The sequence below is a fragment of the Desulfovibrio sp. genome, assembly GCF_009712225.1.
Classification (GTDB): Bacteria; Desulfobacterota; Desulfovibrionia; order Desulfovibrionales; family Desulfovibrionaceae; genus Desulfovibrio.
In genome coordinates, this window is record NZ_WASP01000003.1 from 129536 (window position 1) to 146154 (window position 16619).

Here is a 16619-nt window from a genome sequence, read left to right on the forward strand (position 1 = left end):
TAAAATATCAGGCCGGACGAACCCCTGAACTGGGGGTTGCGTCCGGCCATATCATTCTTGTTGTCAGCAAGCGCTAGGGCTCGTCTGGCAGCGATTCTTCACTGTACAGGGCAAAGCCTTCGGCCCGCAGCATGGCTGCCCACACTCCGTCGCCAGCGCACAAAACGTGCCTGAAGCTGCCGTCATAGATACGGCCAAAACCGCAGGATGGTGAGCGACTTTTGATGATGGCTGCAGCGCAGCCCTCCATGCGGGCCATTTCAGTGGCCATGGCCGCACCCTGCTCAAAGGCAAGGGTTACGTCCTGACCGTCGCGGTTCATGACCCGGTCGCCCACCCTTTCGCAAGGGCTGCGGGGAGTTTCAAGACCGCCTAGTACTTCGGGGCAAATGGACACAGCCCTGCCCTCTTCCACCAGCCTCACCACCAGCGCGCAGGTGTTGTCACCACCGTCGTAACGGCAGCGTTCACCCGCCAGACAGGCGCTGACAACGTAGCGCGTTGACACTAGCTCTTCTCGCCTTCGGGCAGCAGAGCGGCCTCCCACATTTCCTGATAGTACATGCAGGTGCCGGGATTCCAGGCAGTGGCAGTGGCGTGGTCATAACTTTCGGTTATGGGCCAGTCAGTATGGGGCTTCAGGGCTTCTTCAAATGAGGCCGCCTCCACAACTGTCTCAAATTCCAGACTCAGCGTGTAGTTGGGGCCTTTCATAAAACGCAGATGATAACGCGGCATAGCCTTATCCTTGGCTTAATTTCGCCAGCAGATGCCGGACAAAAAGTATAAGCTCCATCTGGCGGCAACCTGAGGGCCAGGTATAGGCCCAGGCTTGTCCTGCGGGCATCAAGCCCCGCAGGCCGCCGTCCAGACAAAAGCGCCGGGGAGGCAACCCTCCCCGGCGTTCATATCAATGGCAATCAGACACGTCTAGTGCGTGGTCATCACAAACTTGCTGATGACAAAGAGCACCACCAGCAGACCCACGCCAAGGCCCCAGCTCCAATGCACGAGCTTGAGTTCAACGGGATCCAGGGGTTCGTATTCCATCTTTTCGATTTCTTCGTGAAGCTTAACTTCGCTTTTCACTTCCATGATTTACTCCGTATATTAAACTAGCCAGCCATCACAGGCGGGGTCATGCCGTGGAAGAAGGCGTAGGAGATGAACAGGCCCACCCAGATGATGAAACCAAACAGGCACACCACATACACAACTGCCAGACGGCCGATGCCTTCTTCCTTCAGCTTGCGGAAGTTGGAAACCAGACCGATGCTGAAGAAGGTAAGCAGGAAGAACATGACGCGGAAGCTGTTGATGGCACCGGACATGGACTTGCCGAGCTTGTGCAGTTCGGGCGAAGACAGGCAGGCAAACAGAAGGATCAGGAACGTACCAAGGTAACCCAGCACGAAGCGGGGGAAGCGATCCATAACGTCGCTCCACGTCATGGTGCGTTCGCCGCGGGTTTTGTCAAACTTGGCGGTCCAGATGTAGGCCAGCACGAGCGCCCACACGCCGATGAACATGTCGATGAAGATCTTGACGGTGGTGGTAACCATCACGACCCAGCCTGGTTCCCACTTGGTGCCCAGACCGGCCATCTTGGAGAGAATCAGCGATTCGGTGATGGCACCGCTGGCGATAGCGCCGCCGTCAGACTTAACGGCAAGGCCCATCCAGCCACCGGCCACCATGGGTTCGGTGTACAGGAAGTGCTGGGCGATAAAGGGCAGAATGAGCATTTCGATGCAGGTGAACACAACGACCAGCGAGGAAACCATGATCGGAACCACAGGCCGGGCGCGGATAGCGCCGCCGGTGGCGATGGCCGCCGAGACGCCGCAGATGGAAATACCGGAAGCAAGGGGAGCGGCCCATTCCTTATTGAACTTGAAGTACTTACGAGCCACGTAGTAAACCACGGACCAGTACAGCAGGTAAGCTTCAACAATGGCGCACAGGCCTCGGAAAATAACGTGACCGGCAAAACCGGCAGCGTCGGCGGCCTTAACGCCAAGTTCGGCACCAAGAATAACGATGGCGATCTTGACGAAAAGTTCGGGGCGGCAGGCTTCGCGCAGGGATTCAGCAAAACCGGGCGTAAGGTTGCCCAGCAGAATACCCATGACCAGGGCCACAATAAGACCAGCCTCGGTGCTCAAACCCAGCGACCAGGTGATGCCCAGTTTGGGAATTTCAGTGGGGTTGGCCGCAATATACGCATTTGCGCCAACTGTGTAGCAGGCAATGGCAATAAAGAAGATGCACGTAAAGCCATACAAAAACTTGCCCACGTTGCCCTTCATCAGCATGATGCCCACGGACATCACAGCTGCAATAAAGGCATAGCTGGCGAGCAGCGCGCCCACACCGGGCAAAAAGCCCTTGGTGGCCGAGCTCCAGCATTCAAGCGGGCTGTTGACCCACATGCCCATCTTGAGGCCCCAGCCCAGCAGGTCCATGCCCGCAAACTTGCCAAGGGCCATCAAGAAAACAAAGCAGCCAATAAGCAGGGCTACTTTGTCTTCATTAAAGGCTTTTGTTGTTGATGCCATACCCAAACTCCTCCGTACAGGTTAAGCTAAACAAACACACTCCAGCCGCACCTACGCGTCAAAGCCTGCCTTGTTCAATAAAGAACAGAGCAGTCAGAAACGCGTCTTGCCGCGGAAACAGCTGGAAACCGATACTTGCAGCACCAATTTTGTGACCAGACGGTCATTGATGCCTGTCGAAAACATACCTGTATGCAAGATATTGTCAAGCCTAAGCCCAAAGTATAACAACCAGTAACGGTATTCTGAAGCTGTTTCAGTGGCGTCAAAAGCCAAATTTTCCGGTTCCTCCCTTTGGCGCACCATCGCGCATGGCTGCGCATTGGTTCACATGCCACCCCGCGGGGTTGCACACCTGCTTTTTTTGACCCCAGCCAGACACCTTCCTTTGCCCATGCCTTGGTAAAAAATGCAGAAAAAACAATTTTTTCAAATTTACTGTTGACACTACCCCGCACTTTCACATATACACGTTTCTCGCGTTGGGCTGTCGTTCAATTGGCAGGACGACGGATTCTGACTCCGTTAATCAAGGTTCGAGTCCTTGCAGCCCAGCCAAAAAACAACTCGCGTCCCCATCGTCTAGCCGGCCCAGGACAACGGCCTTTCACGCCGTCGACAGGGGTTCAAATCCCCTTGGGGACGCCAATTGATTCCAAGAGGTTATAGTCAAAACCTCACCAGATACCCACAGGGGGCTTGCCCTGGGGGTTAGTTTTGAAAAAGGCTGCACTTAAGTGCAGCCTTTTTTCGTTTCCAAATAAGAAAGCCTGAAGCATGTTTTCTACTCCGTTCCAGTTGGGATGAGTTTACCGGAAATCAGTCCCTGATTGCGGCGAACCACGTCTGCCTCTGCCCCTCCCCCCTGCTTTTCTTCATTTTCACTTGTAAAAGAATCCTTTTTCCGTGAAAGCGCGGAAGGGGCAGGAAAGGGGTGACGACTTGCAGGGCCACGGCTTGCCAATGCGCTCAAGGCATCCGAAACTTCCGCGAATGCTCCAAGGCTGTGCAGGTACCTGTCCGTAGTTGTCTGCTTTTCGTGTCGCAGGGCGTGCTGGATGGCAAAGAGGCTCTTGCCCTCCTGGGCCAGAATGGTGGCCGCTAGGTGCCTGATGGCGTGAAACCCAAAGGGTTTCACATTGGCCTTGGCACAAAGCCTTTTCATCACGTGGGCTGCCGTCTTATAGGGTTGCTCGATGTACGGCTCAACCGGGCAGGTGAACACATGGTTCCCTTTGCCCTGGCGGTATTGCCACAGCCAGAGCATGGTGGTGCGCACGTCCTCATTCATGGGCATTTCGTCACGTTTTGCCGTGCCCGTGCGGGTTTTGCGCGTTGTCAGCACAACGGTGCCGCGCTCAAAATCCACATCCTGCCAAGTCAGCTTAAGCAGCTCGCCCTTACGCGCTGCAAGGTTGAGAAAGCAGGTCAGCATGGCCTTCTCACGTTCTGGGGCCGTCTCGTAGACTTTCCAGAAATCCTCTTCCGGCGGAATGTAACGGGGAACCCGTATCTCCGCATACCGCTGGCAGGCCAGAAACGAATCCGGCATATCCAGTGGAAAATGGTCGAGGTAGGCTGCGCCCCACTTCCAGGCGGTGGTCAGGATTTTGCGGTCTTTGTTGGAGCAGTTGGGGCCGCGCTGGTCGTGCTGCCAGGCAAGGTACTTGCGGGCCTTTTTTTTGTCGAAGGATTCAACTGTATCATCTGGTGACAGTCCCTTGGTTTGCTCAAGGTAGCGGATGAACCGCCGAAAGCGGTCACGTTTCTCTTTGAAGGTCGCCAGGGTGTTGCGCCGCTGGCATTCTTCAAGGTAGGCCGTTCCCCACTCAAGAATCGTCACCCGTTGGGGCTCGGAGACCAAAGGGGTCACTTTTTCCGGCGCAGTCGCGGCTTCTTCCTCCAGTTGCTTCCTGGTGGTTACTTCCCACGCTATGGCATTCCTCTCGTCGGCCTTGCTGCTGCCGAACCATTTTACCGCTGCCATTCTGCCCTGAAACCAAACCTGTCCTTTCCAACGCTTGGGGGAGCCCTTCTTCTTGCTCGTGAAGGTTGCCATTGAATATCTCCAATATGCGATTTTCAAGGAACCTTAGAGCGTGCCCAATCCGCACACCCCCGAATGCCGTATAATACCGCCTGACCGTTCGTACATCAAGGCGGAAGATCGCGGCGACTTCTCTTGCTGTGAGCACTTTACCTATGGTATTTATTTGAAAATGTTCAGACATGGTGGTTCCTTATTTCCACCGTATTGATATTTACGTTGCAAACAATTCTGAATGACGGTCAGAGGAGTTTTTTGTGGACAAGCTATCCCGTTGTTTGTCGTTTCCAAGAGGCTGCTAAAGAGAGGCTGAAGTGGCTCAATCTCATGAATGGTCGGGGATAGTAGTGGGCAATGAGCGGCACGTAACACACCAACTTTTGAGAGACCAAGCATGGAACAGCTACCGCCAAATCTTACGCTGTCATTTCCAAAATGCTTCTATGAGAATGATTATGGGAGCGGTATTGACATTATCTGCGGTTCTTTCATCTATAGCCATATGATTTTTCCGCGCGCGAACGAGAATGGGCACCGATTACGCTATCAGGCTTTGGCCATAAAAACGGCGCTCAAGGAACTGGAGCAGAAGGATTCAAAAAAATACCTAGAGATCATGCAGGCTGTCATTGAAGATATTTTTGGTACTCACTCCACCTATTGCGATATACTCACGCAGGCATCTTTTCCCAGCAAGGGTGATGGGTCATTACAGTCACGTGCGTGGCTGGGAATATTAACCGGGCAGATACTTCAGGGCGTCCTGTTAACAGAAGAAACCCTTGAGTCAGTAGCGGCAAGCCTAAATCAAGCGCTTCTAATGAAGCCTCTTGAAGAGCGTGCAGATCTTTCCTGTCCTTGCGCTGACAATCTGATCAAAAATTATTGGGCACCCTTCAAGCCCGTGGCCCATTTATGGATGGCAATGCAATCCTTCACACTTCCCGAAGAACTTGATGGCATTGTGAGAATTGATAAAGCCATCAGAAATGAAATACAGGAAGGGGGGCGCGATGGATGGAAAGGCATCGTTGATGAAGCCGAAAGTATTCTTCACATGGCAGCGGGCTTACAGCGCAAACAGACGCATAAAAAGCTCCTTGACCCGGAAAAATCATTCCGCCTGAAGCTCATATAATACACCTACATTTTTCAAGTGAGGCCCGCAGATACATGTTTCTGTGGGCCTCATCTTTTTTGCGCACTACTCTTCACGCCATAAAGAGGTGCAATAGCAAAACTACGACTGTACGTTCTTCCAAAAGGAGGGCGTGCAGTGTTTTTTTATACCCACAAAATTTCTCTACTGATGAAGATCCCCGAAGGGCGCACTTATGCAAACACGCTTCGCGGTTTGCGTGCGCGGGGGCTGCGCCCCTCGACCCCCAAATGCGAAATGCACAAGGGCTGCCGGGGGTAGGCTGTGGCGATTTATCATCTTCACATGCAGACCATCAGTCGTGCAGACGGCAGAAGCGCGGTAGCCGCCGCTGCATACAGGGCAGCTTCTCGTCTGACGGCTGCTGATGGTCGTGTGTTCGATTTTCGGCGCAAGCAAGGGGTGGTGGCGCGACAGATTTTTGTGCCTGAAGGGTGTCCAGCCATCAGCAGGCAAGACTTGTGGCTGTTGGCGGAGAACACTGAAAAACGCAAGAACTCCACACTGGCTCGAGAGATGGATATGGCCATTCCCGTGGAGCTGAACAAGGAGGAGCGGTTCAAGCTTACGGCCAAATTTTGCCGCTGGCTTGCTCAGGAATATCAGGTGGCAGTGGATTGCTGCATGCACCGAAAGGACAAAAATGACCTGCAGGAAAATCCTCACATACACGTAATGTTCACGACTCGCTGCTATTCGCAGGAGGGGACGCTGGGCGCAAAAACCAGAGAACTCGACGACCTGAAAACGAGGACGACACATCTTCTGCATGTTCGTGAAAAATGGGCGGATTTCTGCAACGAGTATCTCCAGTTTTATGGAGAAACAATCGATCACCGCTCCTTCAAAAATCAGGGAGTTGATTTATTGCCACAAATCCATGTGGGTTCTGCGGCAACAACAATGACTCGACGGGGTTTGAAAACAGAGCGCGGCATGCTCAACAGGAATATTCAGGACAATAATTCTAATATTATACAACTACAACAGGAGATTGAAAATGTCAGATATTTGGGAAACGAAAGTATCAGAGAATGTTCAACGGGAATTGAAGAACATGGAACCACGCATAGCAACTTATTTGAAAAAACTGGTGAAGGAGGAATCCAGCAACGATTGGGGGCAGGCCTTGGCAGTGATGGATATGGTTCACAAAGAATTGCTGGAGGTCAAAGCTCAACTACAAAACATGGGCGAGGGAGCAGTGCCACCATCGCATTCGGTGCAAAATCTGGTGGCACGTCTGGAAGCACTGGAGCAAGACCATGCCCAATTGAAGACGGACGTCCGGCTTCTGCAGCCCTTACAACAAAAACAGAACGGCTAGCGGCCCTGGAGGTGCTGACACAAAGTTGTGTCAGGGCCTCCGGGGAAATTCAAGCGGATATTCATGCCCTGGTTGAGGCAGCAAACTTGCGCTGTCTTGAAAACAGCATTCGGCAGCACCAATTGCAGCTTCTTAAGAAGTGCAGCGCAGGAGTCTTGGTGGAATGTGGATCTGTTATCAGGGAAATTCTTCATGCTGTGGATAGAGTCAACGTGCAGGCCATCTATCAGGCGCACTTGATCTCCACAACCCATTCTTCATCGCGCTTAAATGCCCTTGCTGAAAAATCCAGAAGCATAATTTCGGTCAGCCATAATATTCAACAGGAAATTATGGCGGCTGTTGGTCGCAGAAATGTTCAATATGTTCAGGACTACCTGGAGAAAACACGCCTCAAACAACTCAAGGAGTCCTGTCTAAACGTCTGTGTTGAATGCGGCTTGGTGGTCCATGAAGTTTTTGAGGCTACTGACAGGCTGGATGCCCTGTTCACGGAACAATGGCTTGCCCTGCACAGCGCTACAAAAATCATGCATGAGCAAGGTGCGCCCCTGATTCTGCCCTTACACCCCCACGGCGTAATCAGAATGAAGATGAAGAATCCTGAACCTCCACAGCGGGCAAAGTCTAATGGTGTGATTCGGATAAATCTTGATGCCCCGGAACCATCAGGATCGGATTACCCGGAGGACGCATCAAGCACCCCTGACAGCGCTGCAACCGATTTTGAACCGACGTAGTGACGCAACAAATAAATATACAGGAGATTTCTATGGATAAGAACAATCAGACGGCTCCCAACAGCCCTGCGCCCTCAGGGGCACTCCGTAAAACTCTTGCGGAAAAAATGCTCAGTCTGCAACGCCAAAAGCAGAAGCTGGCTCAAAAGGCAGCCGCGCTGAACAAAGAGGCCCGCAAGGAACGCACCGGGCAACTTATTGCCTGGGGCATCCTGGTTGAAGCCAGATACCGGAACGCCGCCCCTGAACAGAGAAAACGTCTTATCTCTGCCGCTCGAGAATTTCTCAAGGACAGGAACCTGAGCCGCGCCCTTGCAGGCTTTGTCCGACTGGATGATGAAATTTCACAGGAAAAGACATCACAGGAGGAGGCATCCTAGAAATCTGCTTTTGAGCGGGGGACTGAAAATCCCCCATTCCTTTTCAGTAGCCCTAAAACAACAGCGCATCATGGAGCAGCTCTTTACTGGACTTCGGGGATTGGTGTTTTTCCAACCTTGGCCTGCAGCGGTATAATCCAGGCGACCTTCAAATTCGGAATATTAAGTATGTTGGCTCCTGCCCCCATGCCAAGAAGCGATGCCAGCGCATCCTGCAAGGCGGGCTTAACCCTGTCCGGCACTGCGCCTGTCATTTCATTTGCCTGTTCCAGTGAAACCATACTGTGTGGGCTGAAGTTTTTCATGTATCTTGAAAGAATATCGATGGCCTGATTCAGATCTTCCTTCGGTATGCCTTCAAGATCCATTACATGCGTAAAGTCGCCTTGTGTGAAAGGCAATGTATCCGAAGACAGGCAAGCCGTCGGCATGGCTAACGCCAACATGAAAATGATGACTTCTGTTTTTATATTCATTTCTTTGATGAGATAAAAACAAATTGTTTTGTATTATGTTGCTGGCATAATCTTTTTAATGTCATTGATCATGTTCGTTATCTCTTCAACAATTTTTCTCCGTCTTTCAAAAAGGCTTAGATAGCTAAACAATGTACATACAATCAAGCCGATAAATGGAATTACGAATGCCGATACGCTGAAAATAGTAACCAGGTTAAGAAGAAAAGCTAAAAAAGACAGTGCTGCAAGGATTAAAGAGCCTGCGCCACGGAGCCCTTTATTAATATCAAATGTTTTAAACATATTATTGCCATTTACTCCGGCCAGAACCCATTCTGTCTGCGTTGTGACGTTTTTGACAAAGCAGGTGAGATAATTTTTTCCATCTGAAAGCTCGCAAACAGCAATTTTGTGTCCAGGTCTAAAGGCCAAAGATCCAGGTATACCCCACTGAACTTCCTTGCCTTTATGATTTACCCAAACCTTTGTTTCCCACGACGTATGTGAGCTGATGCGCACGTCGGATACATAGCCTTCACCATTAGAAACCACTCCGCCCCCACCATGCCCGTGAACATGGGTGGTGCCCACTTCATCAAGCTGAAGAACCTCTCCCTCAAGAATTTCTGCGACCAGCTCAGCATCCCCGATTGTATATTTCCGCGTAGTTTCCATCATTTTCTCCTTTTCTATTTTTTAGGCTGCCAATTTAGTCTCGAGCGCAGGGTTGCAGCTAACTTCCGGCTCAACCACTACGCCATTAGAATCTATTATAATGGATTCTAATGGTCAACGGCTATAGTAACTTAAAAAAATGGAAGCAATCCCTTTCCTTCGCCCAGCTATTGCCATTGCCCTAGCTGAGGCCCGCCATAAGGCGGGCTTGACACAACCGCAACTTGCGGATTTCTCCGGCCTCTCTCGCAGCTATATCGCCGCATTAGAAGCCGGAGAAACCAGTTTTTCGTGTGAAAGCCTCTACGCACTACTTGGCGTAATGAATGTTGATATTGTGGCCTTTTTCCAGCGAGTAGAAGGCTTGCGGGCACAAAAGCCAGCAATTTCTAAACCTGGCCGTGGACGCCGCCGCACGATAACCATCGGAACCACGATTCCTTCTTAATAGCCTAAAAAAGATGGGCAAATTCGGGGCCAGCCACAATGCTATCGTTAGATTGGGCTGGTTCTTTCTTTGGCTCCCAATATTTTTCCCCGCGAAGCGATTCCTGCCGCATCCGCACAAGTTCAAGTCCCATTCCCACTGCATTGTGATATCGTTCCTCAAGCATAATCTGTTCAACGCTAAGAGGAAGCCCACTTATTCCACGTTTGAATATGGGCTTTGTTTTTTGTCTTCTCGCAGATTTTTCATGCTCCTGCTTTTTGACAGCATGAAGAACATTGGAGATAGACTGATGGGCAGTATTAACTTGTTCTTTCGAGCTGATAAGCTGCCCGCTAGTACTGACGCCCTCCCAAAGGCATTCTCCCCTTTCCAAATTTTTAATTTCTGCACTGTCCGCGCGAACCTTTTTGACCCAATTTATGGTTTCAGGGTCGCTGCTTTGCAGCAGAATTTTTGTCGTACAGTTTCCAAGAAGTGAGGAAACGGAATGTTGATCTCCTCGTGCGTACAAGGATGCAATGCTTTGTGAAGCAACTATGTTGATGTTTTTAAACTCGCGAGAAAGCCCGAATAGCTGCATGTCGTTCAGATTAGTTGCACTGCCTACGTCCAGAATTTCTTGAAATTCATCCCCAACCATGAACGTAAATTCATTTTCCCCAAGAGTACTGCCGTATTTAAGGATGCTTTGATAAAATCTATCTTTCAGGCATCGCGCCAGAATTGCACCAGTAGCCCCACACTCAGCAGCAAAGTGGATCAAGACGATTTTTTTCTTTTTGTAGACCAGGCTGGTGAAATCAATTGGCATTGCCCCATCTTCTAGTGATGAAAAACTGTCCATGAGCCCACAGGTGACCTTCATTGTTTTCAACCGCATCAAAATCCTTTGCAACATCCATGTTTTCTGCTGTTGCTTGGTCGTAGTACCTTTTGCATCGTGGCTGTCGCTATCGGACGATAAAATGTGAAAGCAATCAGCACTGACCGAATGGTAAAAAGATTCGGCTTCACGCAGGTAATCAGGCCATACTTTCCCCATATTTTGCTCACGGAGCGCATCTAGCTCCTGGCAGAAAAATGACCAAAGGGAACCCGAAAATTTTTGATTACAAAGTGCTGTGTAGATGGCTTTCAACGTCGGAGAAAATTGTCGAGAAAAATGACTTCTGTGGGCAATTTTTGACAGGGACAGCATTGCAAATGCCACATCAGATGCCAAAGCCCCACCCTTTGCATGCCAGGATGCATTGGGATCGCGCTCAACGCCATCGAGGGCAATAACTTGAAAGAGGTCTGCAATTTCGTGTTTCTTCAGACCTGCAAGAAGATTGGTCGGTTGAGCCGCATGCGAAGAGCCGAATTCAATGACATCATCTTGCCGCCCACATTTTTGGGCCAAAGCCCGCGTCTGCGCACCAAGATTCCCTTTGATGTCCAGAATGACACCACCGAATCCTTGGCGCATCAGCGCGTCAATCATAGGCAGGATGATAGATGTCGTTTTGCCCGAGCCAGTGCCGCCAATAATGGCGACTGATCGAGCCCCATCACTGAAAGAAAGCGTTCTTCCGCTATCAAAGGTGAAAAGTGTATCTTCAGATTGTGAAGTCGCGGGAGGGAGTGAAACCGCAAGAGGTTTGACTGGGGCAAGAAAGCCCAATCGGTGCTGGCGGTAAGGAGCATCTGAGAATGTGGAAGGGGTATTAGCTTGCAGACTCATGGATTCCTCCAAAGAGCCTGCCGTTTCCTTGTCTTGAAAACAAAAAAGAAAACGGCAGACAACCAGAATTGGTTCTCACCAATTCCGACTGTTTGCCGTTTTCCCCCCAATAGCAGCTCCGCGCCGCTCCATTCCAGTGTCCCGGACTACACGAAGGGGCGTCCTCCCCTCCGGCGCTCTTGGAAGGAGCGCATCACGCAAATTGTGGGTTGGGAAAAAACGTAGTTACAAAGTGTTCCGTCACTTTGATCGCGAAATACTTCCACCTTCCTGACCACCAGGCAGGGGGGAGACCTTTCGGTCGGCCCAAATCTTTTTTTTGTTAAAAGTTGATGACGATCATTTAATAGTGATTTTTCAAAAAAACGTCAACGGCCCGGTATTTGAGAAAACCGTAAAAGGCTATTCAGGGAGCTACTGATTGGCTGTTTTCTCCGCCAAGGTATAACTCGTGCTGCGCCCACCGCTCTCGCCTTGCAGCAGGATGCCGTATTCCATCAATTCCCGAATATCCCGTAAGGCAGTATCCGGAGAACACTTTGCCAGCTTGGCGTATTTGCCGCTGGTCAGTTTTCCCTCAAATCCGGCCAGCAGGCGATTGATGATAGCTCGCTGGCGTTCATTAAGTGGGTACTGATTGGCATATTGCCAAACATGAGCCTTGCGGAAGACGACGGCCAAGGTTTTGTCGGCTCCATCAATAGCCCGCCCAAGGCAGCCGAGGAACCAATTCAGCCAAGGCGTGATATCCAAGCCGCCCTTTTGGGTGCGTTCCAAAATATCGTAATATTCTTTGCGCTCCCGCTCGATCTGCCCGGACATGCTGTAAAAGCGTTGCGGGCAATCATCGGCCCGCGCCAGGGCACAATCAGCAATAGCACGGGCTATGCGTCCGTTACCGTCCTCAAAAGGGTGGATCGTCACAAACCAGAGGTGCGCTATTCCCGCCTTCATTACAGGGTCAAGCTGCAACGGCGCATTGAACCACTTCAGAAAGTGGCTCATTTCCAACTCAAGGCGTTCTGCTGCCGGGGCTTCAAAATGAACCTTTTCATGGCCGACGTAGCCGGAGACAACTTGCATGGGACCAGCTTCGGGCTTGCGCCATGAGCCCACGGTGATACGCCGTGATGCCCCGAATCCGGTAGGAAATAGCGCCGCATGCCAGCCAAACAGCCGTTCCGTTGTAAGCGGTTCAGCATAGCGCTGTGTTGCGTCCAACATCATTTCCACAACGCCTTCCACGCTTCTGCTGGGGGGCATCAGGCCGCCGATGTCAATTCCAAGCCTTCGCGCCAGCGAAGAGCGCACCTGAGCCACATCTAGTGCTTCCCCTTCAATGGCGCTCGACTTCACCACATCCAGAGTCAAAGTCTCCAGACCAGCCTCAGCGCGAATGGAGAAACCAAGGGCATTCATCCGCCCCAGGAGCAACCCCTGCTTGTGCCGGATGGCGGCAAGCTGTTCCGCCAGCTTTGCAATGTCCCACTGAAATGTCGACCAGTCTGGCCTCTCATGAATATAGCGCATAATCTCCGCACCTCTTGCGGTGAATATGACAGATATTCTCCACAAAAGCAATATTCTCCGTAAAATTTGCGGCGAATATAAGCTCCAAACGCCGCATCTTAGTTACGGGGGCGTCACCAAGATGCATGACGGATGTATGACGGCTTTGAAATGCGTTCGCCGCATTTCTCCCACTCTAACTCGTTGTGGGCACACGCTGACGCCGGAAGAACTCCGCGAGAAGAATATTTACCCGTAACCCATGGAAGCCAGCAACTTACAAGTGATATTCGCAGTTGTGTTCTACAGTACAAACTTCTAGAGAATGGATTCTCAGCATCTTTTGTAACAGGTTGAACAATTTGTTGCACATTGAGCAATGCTTTGGCCAACTCGGTGATATTTTCGGATTGATAGGCAGTCATAGAACTCCTTTCCTCTTTGAGATCTGTTGTCAATATTGTCTGAGATAGCCTGTTTGTAGGCTTTTCAACGGTATTATCCCGTATTCAAGCTTGTAATATAGACGTCAAATATATTGATAAACATAGTTTTCAATGAAGGGGTGCTTATCTAACTTGCACTTGAAAGCACGTTTGTCCTTTCGGAGTTAAGCAGGCATTATTTTGGGTAACAAGCGGTAGTTGCAGGTATCGCATGTGCTATGTTATTTAGATAACAAATGCAATTCTGAAAAAAATGTGGAGGTTTCGTATGGGAATTTTAACTGTATTCTCAGACGTTTTTTCTGGAGACGCTCTCACAACCTGCACGGTTTTGTCCGGTTTGTTTTTTGGCTGGACCATTGGGTCACACTACACCGGGGCCACGCTTGGCATGGCCTACGGGGCTGGCGTTATAAAGTCTCCTCGGCTTGCCAGTCTTCTGGTAGCGGCATTTGCGCTGATGGGTGCTACGTTTGAGAGCGGCAATGTGGTAAACACTGTGGGAACAGGCATTCTGGAAAAAAGCCAGGTCACAGATCTTGGAGCCATGGTAATGATGTTGACCGCCGCTCTTGTGACAGCTGCAAACACATGGATGCGCTGGCCAGTTTCTACTTCTCAGCTAGCGTGCTTCGCCGTTGTTGGCGCGGGGGTGGGCATGGGGGCAACAATTTTTTGGCAAACAACCATTGTCTTTTTGTTTGTGACCTGGGTTGGTACCCCTGTTATTAGCTGTCTACTTGCATTCGTTTTTACCCGCATGGGCGATTCCGTTTTTAAAACCATTACCCCGACAACCCATAAGTTACTAAGTGCGGCTCTGCTTGCGGCATGCTGTTATGCGGCCTACACGCTTGGGGCCAACAATACGGGCAATGCAGTAGGCATTTTTTACGGATTAGGCCTTACCACCCCCATGAAAGCTGGTTTTATTGGCGGCATCGCCATGGGCATAGGGGCTATGACTTGGGGCAAGCCCATACTTGAGAAAGTAGGAAAGGGTATTCTGCACCTTGATTTAACCACAGGGCTTTCCGCAAAAATGGCGCAAAGCCTCACAGCGCACACAGCAGCAATGCTTGGATACCCCACGTCCATGAACCAAGCGCTCATCGGTGGTGTTGCAGGGGCTGGCGGCGCGCGCGGTCTTAAGACGCTGAACAAAAAGGCACTGGCTGAAATCGTTTTTTCATGGTTTTTTACCCCCGCTCTGGCTGGTATTGTTTCGTATGCCCTGTACAAAGTGCTGAGCGCAGTTTTGGGCATCCATTAAGCCACGTAGACTCTCTGAACACACGAGGAAGTTATGATGCTTAAATTATTGGGCAAAAAAACAGCTACTCCTGCCGTGACCTTTGTTGTCTTGATGGGGATCGTCAGCCTGTTTGCAGATATGACCCATGAGGGAGCTAGAAGTGTTTACGGCTCCTACCTCCCCCTTCTTGGAGCTTCTGCTACGGCAATCGGCTTTGTTTCAGGCTTTGGCGAGCTTGTTGGCTATTCGCTCCGGCTGTTTACGGGCATCATAGCCAACAAGACAAAATGCTATTGGGGCATGACCCTGCTGGGGTATGGCGTCAATGTTGTCGCCATACCCTTTCTGGCGCTGGTTCCAGAAAATGGGTGGATGCTGGCTTGTATTCTGATTGTGTCCGAGAGGGCTGGCAAGGCCATACGTCAGCCGGCAAAAAATACGCTTCTGTCATTTGCCGCCACACAGGTTGGCGTGGGCAAGGCCTTTGCCCTGCAAGAATTCCTTGACCAACTGGGCGCATTTTTGGGGCCAGTGCTGCTTTTTTGTGTGCTCTGGTTCAAAGGAGGTGAAAACACGCTTGAGTCGTATGCACTTTGTTTTGCGGTTCTGGGGATTCCGGCGGTAGCCACCATGTGCTGGCTTTTTTGGGCAAAACAATGCTTCCCGACCCCTGAGCTATTTGAAAAAACAACAGGCAATGAGGCAGTGAGCAAAAAAAGCTCCTTTATCCTCTACCTTGTGGCGATTTCGCTGTTTGCGTTTGGGTTCATTGATTTTCCCATCGTCACAATGCATGCCGCAAAGCAGAATATTTTTTCTGTAAGCTCGTTACCTTTGCTGTACGCGTGGGCGATGATAGTGGACGCCTTTGCAGCCTTGGTGTTTGGAGCGCTCTATGATAAAATTCAATTCAAAGCGCTGATTGTGTCGGGAATTATCTCGGCTTTTTCTGCCGTGTTCATTTTTTCCATAAGCTCCTTCTGGGGCATTGCCATCGGAGTTACGCTCTGGGGCATAGGCATGGGCGCGCAGGAATCAATTCTCAAGGCGGCTGTTGTGGGCTTGACCTCTAAGGAAAACCGCTCAGCCAGCTTTGGTTTTTTTGAATCCTGTTTTGGGGTCAGCTGGTTTATGGGCAGCTGGTTTATGGGGTGGCTTTACGATTTCAACCCTCACGGCCTGGTTATTTGCTCGGTAACAGCACAGTTGCTGGCACTTCCCCTGTATGCCCGCATTCACGGTGAGAAGACCACAACCAAGCCTAGCGCGGCTTAACGATGTCGGCCTTCGAGCAAAACGACATTTAACATACTGGTAGCTCTATGCGTTTTCTCTTCTTCTCGTACACCCTGCCGACCAAGGCGGCTAAAGGCCGAGTCCAAGTCTGGCGGCAATTGAAAAAAACTGGGGCCATAAGTTACCGGGGGCTATGGGTTATTCCTTTCAACAAAGAGCGAATCCCATTGCTAGAAGAACTGGCAGCACTGGTGCTTTCCCTTGAGGGCGAATCCCTGGTATTTGAAGGAAAGCTTTTGAACGCGGCCGACGAAGGCCGTGTTCTGGACAACTTGGGAGAAGCCTCGCGCCTTGAATACACGGAACTTTTAGATAAGTGCTCAGACTATCTAAAAGAAATAGAAAAGGAGACCGCTGCCGAGAACTTTATCTTTGCAGAGGTTGAAGAAAACGAAGAAGAACTGGAAAAGCTGAAAAACTGGTTCAAGAAAATCCAGAAGCGCCAGATTGTAGAAATACCGGAAAAAGAGCAGGCCATTGCTGCAATTGCCAAATGCGAAGAAGTGTTTGAACAGTTTTCGACAGTTGCTTATGAGCGGGCTGATAAAGCCTAAAACAATGCTGAGGCCAGCCCTATTGCATCCATGCTTGACTT

General features: G+C 50.6%; 16 protein-coding genes and 2 tRNA genes. 9 read left to right on the forward strand and 9 right to left on the reverse strand.

Annotation, left to right across the window (positions count from 1 at the left end):
* Nucleotides 1-73: 73 nt before the first annotated feature.
* The 4 genes from F8N36_RS01630 to F8N36_RS01645 form a co-directional block, all read right to left on the reverse strand.
* Entirely contained in the window at nt 74-508 is a 435-nt protein-coding gene (locus F8N36_RS01630) for a DUF523 domain-containing protein (RefSeq protein WP_291331006.1), read from the reverse strand.
* Entirely contained in the window at nt 508-738 is a 231-nt protein-coding gene (locus F8N36_RS01635; protein ID WP_291331007.1) for a hypothetical protein, read from the reverse strand. The genes F8N36_RS01630 and F8N36_RS01635 overlap by 1 nt, the downstream gene beginning before the upstream one ends.
* Nucleotides 739-930: 192 nt before the next feature.
* Complete coding sequence (locus F8N36_RS01640; protein WP_291331008.1) at nt 931-1095, reverse strand: bacteriocin-type signal sequence; 165 nt, start codon at nt 1093-1095, stop codon at nt 931-933.
* A gap of 20 nt (nt 1096-1115) precedes the next feature.
* Nucleotides 1116-2558 carry a putative sulfate exporter family transporter gene (locus tag F8N36_RS01645; RefSeq protein ID WP_291331009.1) on the reverse strand — a complete coding sequence of 481 codons (1443 nt, stop codon included), beginning with the start codon at nt 2556-2558 and terminating at the stop codon, nt 1116-1118.
* A 483-nt stretch (nt 2559-3041) separates the two neighbouring features.
* Here F8N36_RS01645 and F8N36_RS01650 point away from each other — a divergent pair.
* Nucleotides 3042-3116: transfer RNA gene (locus tag F8N36_RS01650), tRNA-Gln, on the forward strand.
* 13 nt (nt 3117-3129) lie between these two features.
* Nucleotides 3130-3206, forward strand: a tRNA-Glu gene (locus F8N36_RS01655).
* Between the two features lie 136 nt (nt 3207-3342).
* Here the strand turns inward: F8N36_RS01655 and F8N36_RS01660 are convergent.
* Nucleotides 3343-4617, reverse strand: coding sequence for a site-specific integrase (locus F8N36_RS01660; RefSeq protein ID WP_291331010.1), 1275 nt, complete (start codon nt 4615-4617; stop codon nt 3343-3345).
* A gap of 382 nt (nt 4618-4999) precedes the next feature.
* Between F8N36_RS01660 and F8N36_RS01665 the strand changes: the two genes are divergently transcribed.
* The 3 genes from F8N36_RS01665 to F8N36_RS01675 all read left to right on the forward strand — a co-directional run bounded on the left by F8N36_RS01665 (nt 5000) and on the right by F8N36_RS01675 (nt 8211).
* A complete protein-coding gene (locus tag F8N36_RS01665; protein ID WP_291331011.1) occupies nt 5000-5743 on the forward strand; it encodes a hypothetical protein in 744 nt (247 codons plus the stop codon).
* A gap of 285 nt (nt 5744-6028) precedes the next feature.
* Nucleotides 6029-7831 (forward strand): MobA/MobL family protein, encoded by a 1803-nt coding sequence (locus tag F8N36_RS01670; protein WP_291331012.1) that lies wholly within the window; start codon nt 6029-6031, stop codon nt 7829-7831.
* Between the two features lie 32 nt (nt 7832-7863).
* On the forward strand, nt 7864-8211 hold the full coding sequence (locus F8N36_RS01675) for a hypothetical protein (protein ID WP_291331013.1): 348 nt from the start codon (nt 7864-7866) through the stop codon (nt 8209-8211).
* Nucleotides 8212-8294: 83 nt separating this feature from the next.
* Here the strand turns inward: F8N36_RS01675 and F8N36_RS01680 are convergent, their stop codons facing one another.
* Entirely contained in the window at nt 8295-8687 is a 393-nt protein-coding gene (locus F8N36_RS01680) for a hypothetical protein (protein ID WP_291331014.1), read from the reverse strand.
* 33 nt (nt 8688-8720) lie between these two features.
* Nucleotides 8721-9344: a hypothetical protein gene (locus tag F8N36_RS01685; protein ID WP_291331015.1), complete on the reverse strand. Its 624-nt coding sequence runs from the start codon at nt 9342-9344 to the stop codon at nt 8721-8723.
* 139 nt (nt 9345-9483) lie between these two features.
* Here F8N36_RS01685 and F8N36_RS01690 point away from each other — a divergent pair, with 139 nt between their 5' ends.
* Nucleotides 9484-9792: a helix-turn-helix transcriptional regulator gene (locus F8N36_RS01690; protein WP_291331016.1), complete on the forward strand. Its 309-nt coding sequence runs from the start codon at nt 9484-9486 to the stop codon at nt 9790-9792.
* Between the two features lie 4 nt (nt 9793-9796).
* On the opposite strand, the gene F8N36_RS01695 is transcribed toward F8N36_RS01690, so the two are convergent.
* Together F8N36_RS01695 and F8N36_RS01700 are read right to left on the reverse strand one after the other, a co-directional pair.
* Nucleotides 9797-11518: a type IV secretion system DNA-binding domain-containing protein gene (locus F8N36_RS01695; protein ID WP_291331017.1), complete on the reverse strand. Its 1722-nt coding sequence runs from the start codon at nt 11516-11518 to the stop codon at nt 9797-9799.
* A gap of 414 nt (nt 11519-11932) precedes the next feature.
* On the reverse strand, nt 11933-13048 hold the full coding sequence (locus F8N36_RS01700; protein WP_291331018.1) for a Fic family protein: 1116 nt from the start codon (nt 13046-13048) through the stop codon (nt 11933-11935).
* 693 nt (nt 13049-13741) lie between these two features.
* Between F8N36_RS01700 and F8N36_RS01705 the strand changes: the two genes are divergently transcribed.
* The 3 genes from F8N36_RS01705 to F8N36_RS01715 are packed head-to-tail and all read left to right on the forward strand — an operon-like array spanning nt 13742 to nt 16578.
* Nucleotides 13742-14746 carry an inorganic phosphate transporter gene (locus tag F8N36_RS01705; protein ID WP_291331019.1) on the forward strand — a complete coding sequence of 335 codons (1005 nt, stop codon included), beginning with the start codon at nt 13742-13744 and terminating at the stop codon, nt 14744-14746.
* A gap of 36 nt (nt 14747-14782) precedes the next feature.
* A complete protein-coding gene (locus F8N36_RS01710; protein ID WP_291331020.1) occupies nt 14783-16003 on the forward strand; it encodes an MFS transporter in 1221 nt (406 codons plus the stop codon).
* Between the two features lie 47 nt (nt 16004-16050).
* Complete coding sequence (locus tag F8N36_RS01715) at nt 16051-16578, forward strand: Chromate resistance protein ChrB (RefSeq protein ID WP_291331021.1); 528 nt, start codon at nt 16051-16053, stop codon at nt 16576-16578.
* Nucleotides 16579-16619 lie beyond the last annotated feature (41 nt).